Annotated in this window: 13 protein-coding genes and 2 pseudogenes; 11 read left to right on the forward strand and 4 right to left on the reverse strand. The window is 57.2% G+C overall.

What is annotated here, in order from left to right; translation table 11 throughout:
- The 4 genes and pseudogenes from CFR80_RS13955 to CFR80_RS19920 form a co-directional block, all read left to right on the forward strand.
- Positions 1-374 (forward strand): annotated as a pseudogene (locus tag CFR80_RS13955) (nitrate ABC transporter ATP-binding protein); the annotation flags it as partial.
- Positions 375-395: 21 nt separating this feature from the next.
- Complete coding sequence (locus CFR80_RS13960) at positions 396-854, forward strand: nitrate reductase associated protein (protein ID WP_026019823.1); 459 nt, start codon at positions 396-398, stop codon at positions 852-854.
- 436 nt (positions 855-1,290) lie between these two features.
- Positions 1,291-1,758 (forward strand): hypothetical protein, encoded by a 468-nt coding sequence (locus tag CFR80_RS13965; protein WP_010516903.1) that lies wholly within the window; start codon positions 1,291-1,293, stop codon positions 1,756-1,758.
- Between the two features lie 45 nt (positions 1,759-1,803).
- A complete protein-coding gene (locus CFR80_RS19920) occupies positions 1,804-2,379 on the forward strand; it encodes a hypothetical protein (protein ID WP_258367818.1) in 576 nt (191 codons plus the stop codon).
- Here the strand turns inward: CFR80_RS19920 and CFR80_RS13975 are convergent.
- Together CFR80_RS13975 and CFR80_RS13980 are read right to left on the reverse strand one after the other, a co-directional pair.
- Positions 2,285-3,313: an IS481 family transposase gene (locus CFR80_RS13975; RefSeq protein WP_110507546.1), complete on the reverse strand. Its 1,029-nt coding sequence runs from the start codon at positions 3,311-3,313 to the stop codon at positions 2,285-2,287. The two genes, CFR80_RS19920 and CFR80_RS13975, sit on opposite strands and share 95 nt — an antisense overlap.
- A 79-nt stretch (positions 3,314-3,392) precedes the next feature.
- A complete protein-coding gene (locus CFR80_RS13980; protein WP_083819146.1) occupies positions 3,393-3,695 on the reverse strand; it encodes an ATP-binding cassette domain-containing protein in 303 nt (100 codons plus the stop codon).
- A 368-nt stretch (positions 3,696-4,063) separates the two neighbouring features.
- Between CFR80_RS13980 and CFR80_RS13985 the strand changes: the two genes are divergently transcribed.
- The 7 genes from CFR80_RS13985 to CFR80_RS14015 all read left to right on the forward strand — a co-directional run bounded on the left by CFR80_RS13985 (position 4,064) and on the right by CFR80_RS14015 (position 12,375).
- Positions 4,064-5,515: a multicopper oxidase family protein gene (locus CFR80_RS13985; RefSeq protein WP_110507543.1), complete on the forward strand. Its 1,452-nt coding sequence runs from the start codon at positions 4,064-4,066 to the stop codon at positions 5,513-5,515.
- 289 nt (positions 5,516-5,804) lie between these two features.
- Positions 5,805-6,158: an ArsR/SmtB family transcription factor gene (locus CFR80_RS13990; RefSeq protein ID WP_010516672.1), complete on the forward strand. Its 354-nt coding sequence runs from the start codon at positions 5,805-5,807 to the stop codon at positions 6,156-6,158.
- The gene (gene arsC / locus CFR80_RS13995; RefSeq protein ID WP_010516670.1) at positions 6,155-6,577 is read left to right on the forward strand and encodes an arsenate reductase (glutaredoxin); all 423 of its coding nucleotides are present in this window, start codon (positions 6,155-6,157) and stop codon (positions 6,575-6,577) included. Before CFR80_RS13990 ends, arsC begins: the two co-directional genes overlap by 4 nt.
- Positions 6,577-7,872: an arsenic transporter gene (locus tag CFR80_RS14000; RefSeq protein ID WP_010516667.1), complete on the forward strand. Its 1,296-nt coding sequence runs from the start codon at positions 6,577-6,579 to the stop codon at positions 7,870-7,872. Before arsC ends, CFR80_RS14000 begins: the two co-directional genes overlap by 1 nt.
- Before the next feature lie 25 nt (positions 7,873-7,897).
- Entirely contained in the window at positions 7,898-8,596 is a 699-nt protein-coding gene (gene arsH / locus CFR80_RS14005; protein WP_010516666.1) for an arsenical resistance protein ArsH, read from the forward strand.
- A 626-nt stretch (positions 8,597-9,222) separates the two neighbouring features.
- A complete protein-coding gene (locus tag CFR80_RS14010; protein ID WP_181418233.1) occupies positions 9,223-10,824 on the forward strand; it encodes a B12-binding domain-containing radical SAM protein in 1,602 nt (533 codons plus the stop codon).
- Positions 10,825-11,127: 303 nt separating this feature from the next.
- On the forward strand, positions 11,128-12,375 hold the full coding sequence (locus CFR80_RS14015; RefSeq protein ID WP_258367819.1) for a carbohydrate porin: 1,248 nt from the start codon (positions 11,128-11,130) through the stop codon (positions 12,373-12,375).
- A gap of 79 nt (positions 12,376-12,454) precedes the next feature.
- On the opposite strand, the gene CFR80_RS14020 is transcribed toward CFR80_RS14015, so the two are convergent.
- Both CFR80_RS14020 and CFR80_RS14025 read right to left on the reverse strand, forming a co-directional pair.
- Positions 12,455-13,996: a carbohydrate porin gene (locus CFR80_RS14020; protein ID WP_110507545.1), complete on the reverse strand. Its 1,542-nt coding sequence runs from the start codon at positions 13,994-13,996 to the stop codon at positions 12,455-12,457.
- Positions 13,997-14,157: 161 nt separating this feature from the next.
- Positions 14,158-14,602: pseudogene (locus CFR80_RS14025) on the reverse strand (IS5-like element ISGdi1 family transposase); the annotation flags it as partial.

The following is a 14,602-nucleotide window of genomic DNA, read 5'->3' on the forward strand; positions in this document are numbered from 1 at the left end:
AGATCATTGTCGCATCGGGAAAGCTGCTGTCATGCACCGCGACGGCGCGGCGCATGTCGCATGCCCTGCGGGACGCGATTGCGTTCTGCCAGCAGCCGGGTCGCCGCGCGGACATCGCACGCGCACTGGCGGCCCCCGTTGCGGATGGCGGGCTGACATTGCCGCTGGCGGCGACGGAGGCCATCCTGCCCGGTGGGGACGCACGCGAATGCGTGACCTTTGCCGGGGGCAGCCTGCTGCCGTCCGACCTTGACTGGATCATAAGCGATATGACGGCGCTGGGGTGGGTGGACAATGCCGAACACCAGATGCTCATGCGCTGGATCGGTCCCGTGCCCGCCGATCCTGCCCCTGCCTGCGCGCGATCACTGTGAACCGTGCGGGGGAGGGAAACCATGCTGTTCAATTTCGAAATGGATTTTACCCTGTCATTACGCTGCGTTCCCATGATCGTGCGCATGAAGCTGGATCTGTGCGGTGTAAAACTGAGCCTGCGCCAGTGGAGCCGTTTTACGCAGCACGACAGGCAGGCACTGGTGGACCGCCCCGCCACCATGCCGCCGGAACGGGCGGCATACCGGTCGTTCCTCCTGCACCTGATCAGGACCCGGGCGGGAGAAGAGCCAAAACTGCTTCCACCGGCCCGGATGGAAGTCTGGCAACTGGCTGTTGGCGTGCCCGATGCGATCACGCTGAAAGCGCAATCCAGTGGGTTGAGGGCACCCACGCCCGAACAGTGGGGACATCTGTCGGTCCTACAGCGCTTCGCGCTCCTTAAGCTTACCAGGCCTGGGCACGAAAATCAGAATTTTGAACCGGCTCTGCGGGAATTTCTCGGTGAGATGTATAATTGAAGCAATTAACTTGAAATATTTATTTTATGAGTTTCTGATTTACGCAGTTCCCATCACGCAATATAAGACGTTTACCTATTTTTTATTTGATGTATGTCGCCTTATATTTTTACAGTGTAGGATCATAACAAGAATCTGGTCTACTAGGATACGTGACCGACAGCAAGATGAGGTTAAAACTATCCAACTTGTTGGCATAATATTTCTTATGGGACGTTCTTTGGCGTGGAGATTTGAAGTGATGTTCCTTATGGTTCCTCCTAATATCTCATTACGACAAGGCCGACTGCGGGGTTCTCAGGCCATTACCTGCTGTGCTTTTCTGTCCGGTAATGTCAGGTATACGCAGTCTCCGGATGCGAATGCAGTTGACAATCAATGCCCCAGATGCTGTTCCAGTTAGCGTGTTGAAATAAGAGGAATCTGCCCCTCACCTATGACGGATGGCATCGCTCCTGCGGCACGACCCCGGATGGGTCGCTGGCTTGTTGTCGCCATCGTTTTCCTCGGCTTCCTTGGACAGCTGTTCATCCAGAGCCAGACGCTGCCTGATGAGACGCCTCGCCTCACCATCCAGCGACTAACCGGGATAGACATTGCTGCCCCGGTCGAGGCACGATCGTGTAGGACCGCCGACAGCCCTGCCACGCCTGTCGCCATGGCCCATATGCTGCATGTGCATCATGCACAGGCCTGTCACACATCATCTCATCATCACGATGCTTCGTGTCCGTTGTGTCCGCTGCTGCATATCCCCGTCATGCTTCATGGGGATCTCCCATTCCTGCCGTTTGTGGCCATGGCGTGGATATCCATGCGACGCCGTCCGCAGCAGCCACGCGCTCCACCTGTATATGCCATTCGTCTTCTGCCGCCGTTGCGGGGACCGCCCGATATCGACTGAATTCCAGCGCCATGCCGTAACCGGACGCCATTTCGGTTCATTGGCATGGCCGGTGCGCTAGCGGGCGGTTTTCTGTTTCTTTGCCAATTTTTTGTTCTCCCACGCAGGGCTATTGCGGTTCCTGCGCGTGACGAACATGAGAGCCGCAAAGAGTCGGACGATGAATGCCTGCTGGCTATTGCAGCCCAGTTCAGGACAGACGTCATGTCAGGTCATACGGTACGTGCACGCGTCGTGCGCAGTGCTGACGCGCATTATGCGGCGCTCGCCATTTGCTTATTTGTCGCCGCGGGAATAACGACGCCCGCCCTGTCGAAGGAGCAGGAGAATCTTCCTCGCAAGGCCATACCCCCTTCCGATGGTCATGTATCCCTCAGTTCCTCGGGCAGCCCAACGGAGCATGTTGCAGTCGTGGGGCATCGGGGTGCACCAGATATTCGTCGATTTGCCCTACCGCAGACGACAGCAGGCATCGACCGGCAGCAGATCGAGGCCACGACCAACATCGTGGATACCGAGGATGCGCTCAAATACATGCCCAGCCTCGTTGTCCGTAAACGCAATTGTCAGGTTGTGAAACGTCATTGGCGTAATCAAGGATTTCATCGACCTGTTTCATGATGTCACGATCAGCCGGTTTGATGTGATCAGGATTACGGAACGCGGGATGTTTTTCAAGCCACGACGTGATGCATTGGGTGGGAGTTATGCCGCCCAGAACACGCTGCCGGCGATGATTGTAAGCGAAACAGAAGCCTCTGAGCAGAATTTCCAGATCCTTATGGCTTGAGACACAGACCGGCAACACCTCTGTGGCGACACGGCCATTGAAGCGTTCGACCATTCCATTGGTCTGAGGGGAGTAAGCTTTGGTCCGGCGTCGGTCGATTCCCATGTCATGACAGGCTTTTTCGAAGGCATCCGCCGTAAAACAGGAACCACGATCGGTCAGAATATGGGTGATCCGGAAAGGAAAGGCGGTTTTGACAGCTTTGAGGAAATCGACGGAATTATCGGCATTTTCCGCGTCATAGACGGCCAGATGTACCGAACGGGAGCATCTATCAATGGCGACATATAGAAAACGTTTCCGCCGTTCTCCATCTGCCGTCTGCAATTTGGGCAGATGTTTCACATCAATATGGACATAACCGGGATCGTAATGCCGGAATGTTCCCTGTCCCCGAACTGGTCTGGTCTTTGGAGCAGGAGGCAGCCTGTTCAATCCGGCATCTTTCAGAATACGCCAGATGTTGTCCCGGTTCAGATGTGGCAGGAAATGCCGCACGACAAAGGTCAGGTCATCCAGGCCAAAACCGGTAGAACGCCGAAGGTGACAGACAATGGCGCGCTCTTCCTCCGAGGCTTTCCAGGCCAGTTTCCGGGGACGGCTGCTGCGGTCCTGGCAGGCGTCTGAACCACGCCTGCGCCACTTGCGGACAGTTTCCGCGCTGATCCCGTAGCGTCTGGCGAGCACGGATGTCGATTCCGATGAGCGGGCTATGTCAGCCCGGACGGCCGGTGTCGTGCGTGCCTGTGGATGGATCTGAAGCATCATTCAGTCTCCCTGCAAACGGAAGAAAACCATGAAGAGTAACGCGGTATTGCCCACCCTACATCATCCCAATGACGTTTCACAACCTGACAAGAACGATATCGGACCACCATGCAGGTTCCGCCGGGACATATTGCACCAGACGCCGCCACCGCTCCGCTGGCATGTCTAAGCAGGGCTGTCCATTAATACGTACCTCGCCTTCATGCGGGTCAAGATCCGCGATCATGCGGAGCATCACTGTTTTCCCGCTGCCCGATGGGCCGGTGATCGCCACGCACTGACCCGTCAAGACGGAGAATGTGAACGGGCCACCATAGGCGCAGCACAATCCCTGCACCTCGAGAGCCAATGTCCCGGCAGCATATGTCGCGGCAATCATTCGTCCTCCTGAACGGTCGGTCCTGCCCGTTCGCGTGAAAACATCGGTCACTTCACCAGTCAGATCCATAATTTTCCATATATCTTCGTTTTTCGATATATGGAAACATGGTATCTCCCGGCGATCCTGGGCGTGGTACCACCGTTGCAATGAAATGCGTGATCTGGCAGCGATCCATGCCCGGTTATGGACAGGCTTAGCCAGCGTGACTGCTTGCCCCGGATGAACGCGTGTCAGCCCGTCCCTTCAGCCACGTCATGGAAACGGGGCGACGCACCACACGGCGCGGGTATTGTCTTTTCCGCGGAACCGGCCAATGGCTGCGGGCGTTCGGAAACCTACCTGTTTCCTCATGACTGGACAGTATCATGATGCTCGATCGCCGTTCCTTTCTGACGCTGGCCGGGTCAACGACACTGACGGCCATGATCCCGCATGGGGCCCAACGCAGCAGCCCCGTCATGGGTGAAAAAGCAGACCATACGCTGCGGATCGCCACGGGACGGGTTGAACTTGCCCCTGACCGCATAATTTCAACCACGCTCTATAATGACCGGTTTCCCGGCCCCCTACTGCGGTTTGAGGAAGGCCGGCGCAGTATGGTCGATATCTTCAATGATACCGACACGCCGGAACTGGTACACTGGCATGGCCAGATGATCCCGAGCGTGGTGGATGGGGCGGCGGAGGAAGGCACGCCGTTCATACCACCGCATGGCATGCGGCGGATCAGCTTCCTGCCACGACCATCGGGTTTTCGCTTCTACCATACACATGTCATGGCCGGGGGCGATCTCAATCGTGGCACCTATACCGGGCAGGTCGGGCCACTCTATATCGAACCAAAGGATAATCCCGGTGCCTATGACCGCGAGATATTCCTTGTTCTGAAGGAATTCGAGCCATTCTTCAGTCGTGGGGGCGACATGGCGGGGGATGCGCTTGCGGGTGAACCGGTTGACGACCTCCAGCAGATGGGAAAGGCCGCCGACGCGACCGCCACGCAAAAGACGAAGGGGTTGGAGGTCGGCTACAGGTCATTCGCGATCAACGGAAAGATGCTGGGCCATGGCGAACCCATCCGAGTGAAACAGGGCGAGCATGTACTGTTTCACATCCTGAACGGCAGCGCCGGTGAAATCCGTAGCCTTGCATTGCCGGGCCACACCTTCAGGGTCATGGCCCTTGATGGCAATCCGGTCCCCACGCAGGCCGAGGTTCCAGTGCTGTGGCTAGGCACGGCGGAACGTATCTCAGCCATGGTGCGGATGGATCACCCGGGTGTCTGGGTAATGGGAGACCTGGCAGATGATGATCGCCGGCGCGGGATGGGCGTTGTCGTCGCGTATGCCGGGCAGACGGGCAGGCCATGGTGGATCGCACCCCGGCCCGCGCGCTGGGATTATGCGCGCTTTGGCCGTTCCCTCCCCTCCATCACACCTGATGAGACGATCGGGATGACGATCGTCAAGCACAACGCGGCCCTGAACGGCTTCAACCAGTGGACCCTCAATGGAAAAGCCTTCTCGATGCAGACAAGGCAGCCGCACCATATCCTGCGGCAGGGACGACGCTATCGGTTGAGGGTCCGCAATGCCAGCGATGACATCCATCCGCTTCACCTGCATCGCCACAGCTTCGAACTGACCGGGATTGGCAGCAGGGCAACCCGGGGCGTGATCAAGGACGTTGTGATGCTGGGCAGCTTCCAGGAACTCGAATGCGATTTTGTTGCCGACAACCCAGGACCGACTCTCTTTCACTGCCACCAGCAACTCCACATGGATTTCGGGTTCATGACGCTTTTCGATTATGCATGATGGTAACTGACACGACCTCCGATGCCCGCGATCAACGGCTCATTCAATAGGGTGGCGAATAGGCCGGTGCTGCCGGATAGGGCGCCGCTGGTTAACCGGACGCTACCGGACCGACCGGTGCAGGCGGCACCACGAGGGCAGGTGCGACCGTCACGCCCGCGATCAGTCCGGTTGCCACCGCCACAAGCAGGATGAGGAATACAGGCCCTCATGGCTTTGGTGTGAACGCGCGAAACCGCGTGCCACGGCAAGGATTGACATTATTTTATATATCCACGATCAAGGATATATGGATACGGAATCAGCCTTGGCCGCGCTCAGCGCCCTGTCACAGTCCACGCGGCTGGATATCTTCCGCCTGCTGGTTCGCCATGAACCGGATGGCCTGCCCGCTGGAGATGTCGCACGCTGCCTCGATGTCCCGCAGAACACGATCTCGACTCACCTCGCGATCCTGACCCGTGCCGGGCTGCTGACCTCACAACGCCAGAGCCGCCTGATTGTCTATCGTGCCAGTCTGGACCGGCTACAGGACCTGATGCTCTTTCTCGTCAGGGATTGCTGTGCAGGCAGCCCTGAACTCTGCGCGCCTCTGGTCGCGAATCTGGGTTCCTGCTGTCCGTCTGGGGAACCTTGCCCATGACCACCACAATTTACCATAACCCGGCTTGCGGCACGTCGCGCAATGTGCTCGCACTGATCCGCAACAGCCATGCGGAACCCCGCATCATCGAGTATCTGAAAACGCCACCTAACCGCGCGGAACTGGTCGAGCTGATCGCCCATATGGGGGGGCCGGTCCGCGATCTGCTGCGGCGCAAGGACACGCCCTATGATGAACTCGGTCTTGATAATCCGGCCCTGACGGATGACGCGCTGATCGACGCCATGATCGCGCATCCGATCCTGATCAACCGACCCATCGTGGTTACCCCGCTAGGTATTGCGCTTTGCCGTCCATCCGAGAGGGTATTCGATATTCTTCCCACTCCGCGGCGCGGCGCACTTGCCAAGGAGGACGGTGAGACAATCGTGGATGTGCCCGGAAAGCGGATTGTCTGATGCTGGCCCTAGCCATTTTTATTGCAACGCTGGTCTTCGTCATCTGGCAGCCTCGGGGTCTCGGTATCGGCTGGAGCGCTATGACCGGTGCCGCCGTAGCGCTGGCGACGGGTGTGATCCACTGGCACGATATCCCTGTCGTCTGGCACATCGTCTGGGACGCCACCTTCACCTTTGTCGCGCTGATCATCATCTCGCTGCTTCTGGATGAGGCCGGGTTCTTCCACTGGGCGGCCCTGCATGTCGTGCGCTGGGGCAAAGGGCGAGGCCGGACGTTGTTTCCCCTGATCGTGCTGCTGGGAGCGGCCATAGCCGCGGTTTTCGCCAATGACGGCGCAGCCCTGCTGCTCACGCCCATCGTCATTGCCATCCTCACACAACTCCGCCTGAACCATGGCGCGGCGCTGGCCTTCATAATCGCGACCGGCTTTGTCGCGGATACCACCAGCCTGCCGCTGGTGATTTCCAATCTGGTGAACATCGTCAGCGCCAATTTCTTTGGCATTCCCTTTGACCGCTACGCCGCGATCATGGTCCCCGTCGATCTGGCCGCCCTTGGCGCGACACTTGCCGTGCTGTGGCTCTACTACCGGCGGCAGGTGCCCCAGACCTATCCCGTCACCGAACTGCCAGCACCCGCCATTGCCATTCGTGACCGGCATGTGTTCCGCGCGGCTTTTCCGCTGCTGGCCCTGGTGCTGGCGGCTTATTTCCTGACCGCGCCATTTCATATTCCGGTCTGTATCGTGGCTTGCCTGGCTGCCATTATCCTGCTGGCAGTCGCCGGATATGGAAAGGTCATTCCCGTCAGCCGCGTGCTGCGGGGCGCGCCGTGGCAGATCGTGTTCTTCTCGCTGGGGATGTATCTGGTGGTCTACGGGCTGCGTAATGCCGGACTGACCGATCACCTTGCGGCGGCACTGGTCTGGCTTGGCCATCAGGGTCCGTTCATCGCCACGCTTGGCACCGGCTTTCTGGCGGCGGTCCTGTCGTCGGTTATGAACAACATGCCCAGCGTTCTGGTCGGCGCGCTGGCGATCCAGCAGGCCCATGACATCGCGCCTCTGACCCGCGACCTGATGGTTTATGCCAACGTCATTGGCTGTGACCTCGGGCCGAAATTCACGCCGATCGGCAGTCTCGCCACCCTGCTGTGGCTGCATGTGCTGGCATCCAAAAACCATCGGATCACTTGGGGGCAATACATGACGGTGGGTCTGGTGATCACGCCACCCGTCCTGCTGGTCACACTTGCCGCACTGGCCTTGTGGCTGCCCCTGACCAGCCATCCCTGACAAGACCGAAGGATCTGACGGAACGATGTCCAAGCCGGAAATGCCCGCCCTGCACCCGGAGTATCTCGAACAGGTCGATCTCGCACGATTGGAACCGCAACCACGGGTTGACCACCCGCCACGCATCCTGCTGCTGTATGGCTCGCTGCGTCCTCGGTCCTTCAGCCGCCTGCTGGTGCTGGAGGCCGAACGCATCCTGAACGTACTGGGGGCCGAGACACGGGTATTCGACCCGACTGGCCTGCCGGTCGCGGATTCCGTACCCGTCACGCATCCAAAGGTTCAGGAACTGCGGGAACTCTCGATCTGGTCGGAAGGCCAGGTCTGGTGCAGCCCTGAACAGCATGGCACCATCACCGCTGTGTTCAAGAACCAGATCGACTGGCTTCCCCTCACGGAAGGTTCGATCCGACCCACACAGGGCCGCACGCTGGCTGTCATGCAGGTCTCCGGCGGGTCACAGAGCTTCAATTCCGTCAACGCCCTGCGGGTGCTGGGCCGATGGATGCGGATGTTCACCATCCCTAACCAGTCCAGCGTGCCGATGGCCTACACCCAGTTCGGTGACGACGACCGAATGAAACCGTCTCCCCTCTATGACCGCATGGTGGACGTCATGGAGGAACTGATGAAGTTCACCTGGCTGCTGCGGGACCGGGCCAACTACCTTGTCGATCGCTACAGCGAGCGCAGATCATCACACCGCCTGCCTGAAAAGCTGTGAGCCGGGAGAGGACAGAACCGTTCAATATGGTGATTACGGATGACGGTCATGCCGCGAGGTAGTGAGCCCGTGCGCTTCAGCCGACGCCAAAGCAGCAACGCTTAAGGGTTACCGGATCCCTGATTCCGTGATCTGGATTAATAAATCCCAATCTTCGTGCGGCCATCTTGTCGCTCTATCAAAGCTCTTGTAAAAACAAGAAGAAATACTTTGTCGCAAACATGGCGTTATGGAATATTTCCAATTGAGAATCTCCATAAACAGTAAAATTCGTCGCAATCCACAAGAAACCGTCAGGGTTCCTGTGGTCAACGCCCTACGGATATGAAAACAAACACCGTGCCCCGATTTCGCATATAGCTATCTTCTTGTACTGCTTTGACATGCCTGAGCATCATAGTCTGCTCGTGCCGTTAGCCACGGTCGTCCGAGATAACCTGGACAAAAGCAATAGTGGTGGTCACAGATATTGTACCAGCCCACCTGACCGATCCCACTACGAAAGGGGTTCACCCCATGTCACCCTTACCGTTGAGTTGCATCCTGCCTGAAGCTACCGCCTCTCGAAATGGGTGGGAAGGCAGCTGTTTTGATCATAGCCAGCCCTTGAAACAATGGAACCTTGCATGATGGCCGACACCTGCAAGGTTCTGATGATCTTCCCGCGCTTCAACGCCAATTCATTCTGGAACTATAAGGAGGCCTGTGACCTGGCCGGTGCACGCTACCCCGCCGCACCGCTCGGCCTGATTACCGTTGCGGCCCTGCTGCCCGAAAACTGGGAAATCCGGCTGGTCAACCGCAATACCGAACAACTGGATGATGCGGATTTCGCATGGGCCGATATCGTGATGACCGGCGGCATGCTGCCGCAGCGTAACGATGCCCTCCGCATTATCGAAATGTGCCGTGCCTGTGACAAACCGGTGGTGGTTGGCGGCCCCGATGTCACATCCAGCCCCGCACTTTACAGTGATGCGAATTTTCAGGTCCTGGGCGAAGCCGAGGAAATCATGGTCGATTTCATCGCCGCCTGGCGGCGCGGTGAACGGCAGGGCGTGTTCGAAGCGCCGATGGGCAAGACCGATGTCACCAAAAGCCCGCTGCCCCGCTTTGACCTGCTGAAGCTGGACCAGTACCTGCATGTTGGCGTCCAGTTTTCGCGCGGGTGTCCGTTCAGTTGCGAATTCTGTGATATTATCGAACTGTATGGCCGGGTGCCGCGTACCAAGACCAATGCACAGGTCATGGCCGAACTCGATGCCCTGTACGCCCTTGGCTATCGCGGGCATGTGGATTTTGTTGATGACAACCTGATTGGCAACAAGAAGGCGCTGAAGAAATTCCTGCCCGACCTGAAACGCTGGCAGGATGAGAAGAAATTTCCCTTCGAATTTTCGACCGAGGCCTCCATCAACCTCGCGGATGATCCCGACCTGCTGCGCAGCCTGTCGGATACGAATTTCTTTGCCATATTCGTCGGTATCGAAAGCCCGGATACGGACTCCCTCGTGCTGATGCAGAAAAAGCAGAACACACGGCGTAGCCTGCAGCAGAGCATCGAGACAATCCACAAGGCCGGGATTTTCGTCAATGCGGGCTTCATCGTGGGCTTCGACAGTGAAAAGGACAGCGTTGCGCCGCGCATGATCGAATGTATCGAGGATACGTCGATCCCGGTCTGCATGGTCGGCCTGCTTTATGCCCTGCCCACGACGCAGCTGACGCGCCGCCTGCTGGCGGAAGGCCGTCTTTTTTCCGGCAGCGAACAGACGCAGTCGGGTGACCAGTGTACGGCCGGGCTGAATTTCGAGACAAAGCGCCCGCGTCGCGACGTGCTGAACGATTACAGGACGGTGCTGGCGGCGATCTATGACCCGGTTGCCTATTTCGGCCGTGTCCGCAGGCTTGGCCGGATGCTCGGGCGCAAGCGCGCGCACCGGATAATAAAGGGCGACCTGCGCAGCTTTGTCCGGCTTATGTTCCGTATCCACCGCGCAGGACCGGGCACGGCTGGACAGTTCTGGCGCATGATGCTGGACTGTGCCCTGCATAACCCTAGAGCGCTGCCCTATGTGGTGATGACCAGCGCGCTATACCTGCATCTCGGCCCGTTTTCGCGGCAGGTCATTGCCGAGATCGACCGCGAGATCGCGGACGTGGATCAGGGCCGCTGGCAGACTCCGCCCGTTGTACGTCATGTCGAAGCAGAACTTGTGCCCGTCTAAACTGTGTTAAGGGGGGATGAAGGAGTGTACGTTATGTACAATAAAGTCTCTAGTACGTACTGCTTGTTAAAGCATATTTCGTATAAATTACGACATAACGAGGCCATTCCACTTATTAAAGTGTATATTGAATTAATGAAAAGAATTATTCAATAAGTAATTTGTTTTTAAGTTTTTATTATACAATGTTATATTCGAAATATGAATTGTGTCTGGTATAATCATTATGATTCATGGTTGCCTATAATTATATTATTGGGGACCTTCCCTTTTGCATATGCTCAGCCGGTTCCCATCAGCGTATTGAGCGCAGGTGTGACTCCCCAACAGAATATTCCTGATCATATTGACCCGCATGCCCATCTATCGGGGAACTGGGGTGGCGTACGGGACTGGTTGCTGGCGCAGGGAATTGATATCCGTATATCCGATACCAATGAATTGTGGTCCAACCCCGTGGGGAGTGCGCAGGCGTCAAATAACTACATTGGCTCTACGGCAGTGGAAATGGTGACGGACCTGCACGCCCTGACCGGCCTGCCACTGGGAACATTCGACATCAGCGCCATGGAAATTCGGGGGCGGCCGTTCAGTAATGCTCCCCTGTATGTTTTCAACCAGACATCAAATATCGAAGCCGATGATAACGCGCGTCTGTACGAACTGTGGTACAGCCAGAAATTCATAGGGGAACGGCTGGCCTTCCGGATCGGAAAGCTGGATCTCGGCCATGATTTTATGGTCAGCAGTGTCGGGCTGAACTTCCTGAATGCTTCTTTTTCCTGGCCCATCCTGGCCGATAATGACCTGTATGACCAAGGACCGGTCTCACCCGTCACCACGCCAGCAATACGGTTACGCTATACCCTTTCCCGACAATGGAATTTTTTGTTCGCGGCTGCTGATGACAACCCTATCGGAGCCCCTTTCATTAACATGAAGGATCCCTGGAACCAGAACCGCGACCCGAGTGGCACACGGTTCAATTTCAACACAGGCGCACTTTTCTTCGGAGAGGTCCATTACCGCAGACAAATATCCGGAAGACAGGGCACATACAAACTTGGCGGCTACTTTGACACCGGACGTTTTCCCGACCAGTCTGATTTCAGAAAAAGCCACAAAACCAACTGGGCGATCTATGGCATCGTGGATCAGACGCTGCAGCATTTCGGGCGAAAAACGGAGCTTGACGCTTTTGTCCGGGGCAACTGGACAGGGGACACCGATCGCAACCAGATAGTCTATGCCATTGATGGCGGGATCGCCCTGAAGGGACCGTTTGGGCGTACAGACGACGTGCTGGGACTTGGAGCAGGTCTGGGAGCGGCCAGTCCCTATCTTGCCCAGGCAGACCGGCGCTCTGGCCTGCCTATGCAAGGCACGGAGTATCATCTGGAACTGACCTATCAGATCCAGGCCACACCGTGGTTCATGCTTCAGCCTGATATCCAGGGCATCGTGTCACCAAGTGGTGGTGTTCTCGATAGCAAGGGACAGCGTGTGCATGACGAAGCCATCTTCGGGTTGCACGGTAACGTGACATTCTGACCCCTGTAATCCTGTTTCCGGGCTTTTTGGGAAAACATGACCTACTCTGGTTATCCCCGGCTTTCCATTCCAGTTACCGCTAGAAATTTACATTGGTATGCAACCCGAATACGGCTTCATTACCAATGCGGCGCGTCGGACAGGACGGGTCCCCCATACCGCCGGAAGGATTCAGCACGTACTGGAAATCAGGCTGCACGACCATCCATGGCGTGATCTGGGCCTGATAGGTCAGTTCAAAATGGTTTTCGTTTCCCTGCACCAGGGCACCGCGCGCGCGATCATACGCGCGCACGCTCGACGTGACGCGACCGATACCCCAGCCCAAACCAAGTGTATCATTTGTCCTGCCTGAAAAGGGCGCCTTCAGGTTAAGGCCGGCATCAATGGCAAAGCTTATGATATTGCGATCACCGCTATTCCCCGTCGCCCGGACAAACAGGCCCAGTGCACGCGATGCAGCAGGCGACGGACGCCAGATCAACTGGTCGATTATCCCGTAAACCAACCAGTTTCCCCGGACCTGCCGCGGCATGCCACCATAGGCACCAAGAGACTGGCCCTGCGTATTATACCGATAATCCGGGAAACGGGCGGTATCATAATATCCCCCAAGCTTATAAACGCCCGATAAGCCCGGATGACTAACCGCATGTGCGCTGTCGCCGGATTGGGGATTGAAGGCATACTGAATTTCGGTGATCAGTAGCGCGCCGGTTCCCATATTGAACTGCGTACCACTACCATCCCTTGTTGTCTGACTGGTAGGGTCCGCCGGGTTTCCGGTTACGCCAAAGACACTGCTATCCTGATTGCCCGACGGATTGTCATCTGCCGCTGCGAACATGACTGTATATTTTTCGCCGGGTCGGTAGCGCAACCGGATTGCAGGGGCAGCAAGGGGCCATGAAGGACCGCCAGCATAAAGATTGACCGATGGTCCCATTGGCCATCCGAAATTGGCATTGAGGTACAGAGACGCGTAATCGCTGATCAGGAATTCCGTATCGAGATCCTGCTGGCCGATCTTGATGTCCAGCGCGCCCCTGAGAAAGGACTGCTGGTACCAAAGTTCAAACAGACGGGTGGAGCGATCCGCCTCAAATCCGCTAATGGGATTGAAATCGGCCAGATGGTCCTGGGTGATGGACCGTCCCCGGATCTGCAGGGCACTGATGTTGAACGTCCCGCCTTTGAGCCCGATCATCTTTTCCAGGTCCGCCATCAGGGTCGGCATGGTAATGCCGATATAGGAAGGGCCCGTGCCCGATCCCCTGCCATCGCCGTTGGTACTGGCGATCCCGCCCGTAGCGTTGCCCCATAGCTCGTTGACATCCTGAATGCTCAACGTCATGCCGTAACGGGCCAGCCATGGACGCAGCCCCCCCATATCCCCCAGCAGGCTCCCACCGGCAGAGGGCATATCCTGGCTCTGGCTGGTCGTGATTGCGCCCGTTTGCCAGGAATCACGCGTGGTCGCCGGGTCGCTCTGGGCCAGGAGAGGAGCGGAGCGGCCCAGACGGGCCTGCCCATCCGCAATGGCGGTCTGGGCATGACTCGCGACGGAGATGAAACTGCCGACACTCCAGACGAAAATTCCCTCACATACGTGCCGGAACAATCCGGTAATGGAAACTGCCGGAATCCTGCGTGATGTCAATTCGCACGGTCGCAAATGATTCTCATATGATCGCAAAAAAAGTCGTAATCCAGACCAGTATCATACACCCGGCCTTCTTTCCACAACATGATATTTTTGTTAGAGCCCGATCCGAAAGTTTTTCAAGCTTGACAATGCCTTGCTGTCCGTCGTGTGAGCATGCGGATCGAGGCGATCAATGTCCATGCGGTTGAGGAAGCAATGGACTTTTCCCAATCTTTGGCGAGCCGCCTGCACCGTCCCAGCCAGGCGAATGTCCGTTCAACCACCCAGCGGCGCGGCAGGATCTGAAAGCCCTTCGCCGTATCGGACCGCCTGATGATTTCGATCGTCCATTTTCCCATGGAGGCGAGCGCGGATCGCAATTTGTCGCCAGCATAGCCGCCATCAGCGAAGATGTGGCGCAGCCAGGGAAAGCGCCTGCGTATTGCCGCCAGAACATCAACGGCCCCATCACGGTCCTGGATGTCGGCGGCATGAACGAGGAGAAAGATCAGGAAGCCGCAGGTATCAGTCACGATATGGCGCTTGCGGCCCTTGACCTTCTTGCCCGCGTCATAGCCCGAA

The organism is Komagataeibacter oboediens (assembly GCF_003207815.1).
GTDB classification, from domain to species: domain Bacteria; phylum Pseudomonadota; class Alphaproteobacteria; order Acetobacterales; family Acetobacteraceae; genus Komagataeibacter; species Komagataeibacter oboediens.

Excerpts from the sequence above, each read along its gene's own strand:
- CFR80_RS19920 (WP_258367818.1), top strand. The coding sequence starts at position 1,804 with ATGGCCGGTGCGCTAGCGGGCGGTTTTCTGTTTCTTTGCCAATTTTTT.
- arsH (WP_010516666.1), top strand. The coding sequence starts at position 7,898 with ATGTCCAAGCCGGAAATGCCCGCCCTGCACCCGGAGTATCTCGAACAG.
- CFR80_RS14010 (WP_181418233.1), top strand. The coding sequence starts at position 9,223 with ATGATGGCCGACACCTGCAAGGTTCTGATGATCTTCCCGCGCTTCAAC.
- CFR80_RS13985 (WP_110507543.1), top strand. The coding sequence starts at position 4,064 with ATGATGCTCGATCGCCGTTCCTTTCTGACGCTGGCCGGGTCAACGACA.
- CFR80_RS13980 (WP_083819146.1), bottom strand. The coding sequence starts at position 3,695 with ATGATTGCCGCGACATATGCTGCCGGGACATTGGCTCTCGAGGTGCAG.
- arsC (WP_010516670.1), top strand. The coding sequence starts at position 6,155 with ATGACCACCACAATTTACCATAACCCGGCTTGCGGCACGTCGCGCAAT.
- CFR80_RS13975 (WP_110507546.1), bottom strand. The coding sequence starts at position 3,313 with ATGCTTCAGATCCATCCACAGGCACGCACGACACCGGCCGTCCGGGCT.
- CFR80_RS13990 (WP_010516672.1), top strand. The coding sequence starts at position 5,805 with ATGGATACGGAATCAGCCTTGGCCGCGCTCAGCGCCCTGTCACAGTCC.
- CFR80_RS13960 (WP_026019823.1), top strand. The coding sequence starts at position 396 with ATGCTGTTCAATTTCGAAATGGATTTTACCCTGTCATTACGCTGCGTT.
- CFR80_RS13965 (WP_010516903.1), top strand. The coding sequence starts at position 1,291 with ATGACGGATGGCATCGCTCCTGCGGCACGACCCCGGATGGGTCGCTGG.
- CFR80_RS14000 (WP_010516667.1), top strand. The coding sequence starts at position 6,577 with ATGCTGGCCCTAGCCATTTTTATTGCAACGCTGGTCTTCGTCATCTGG.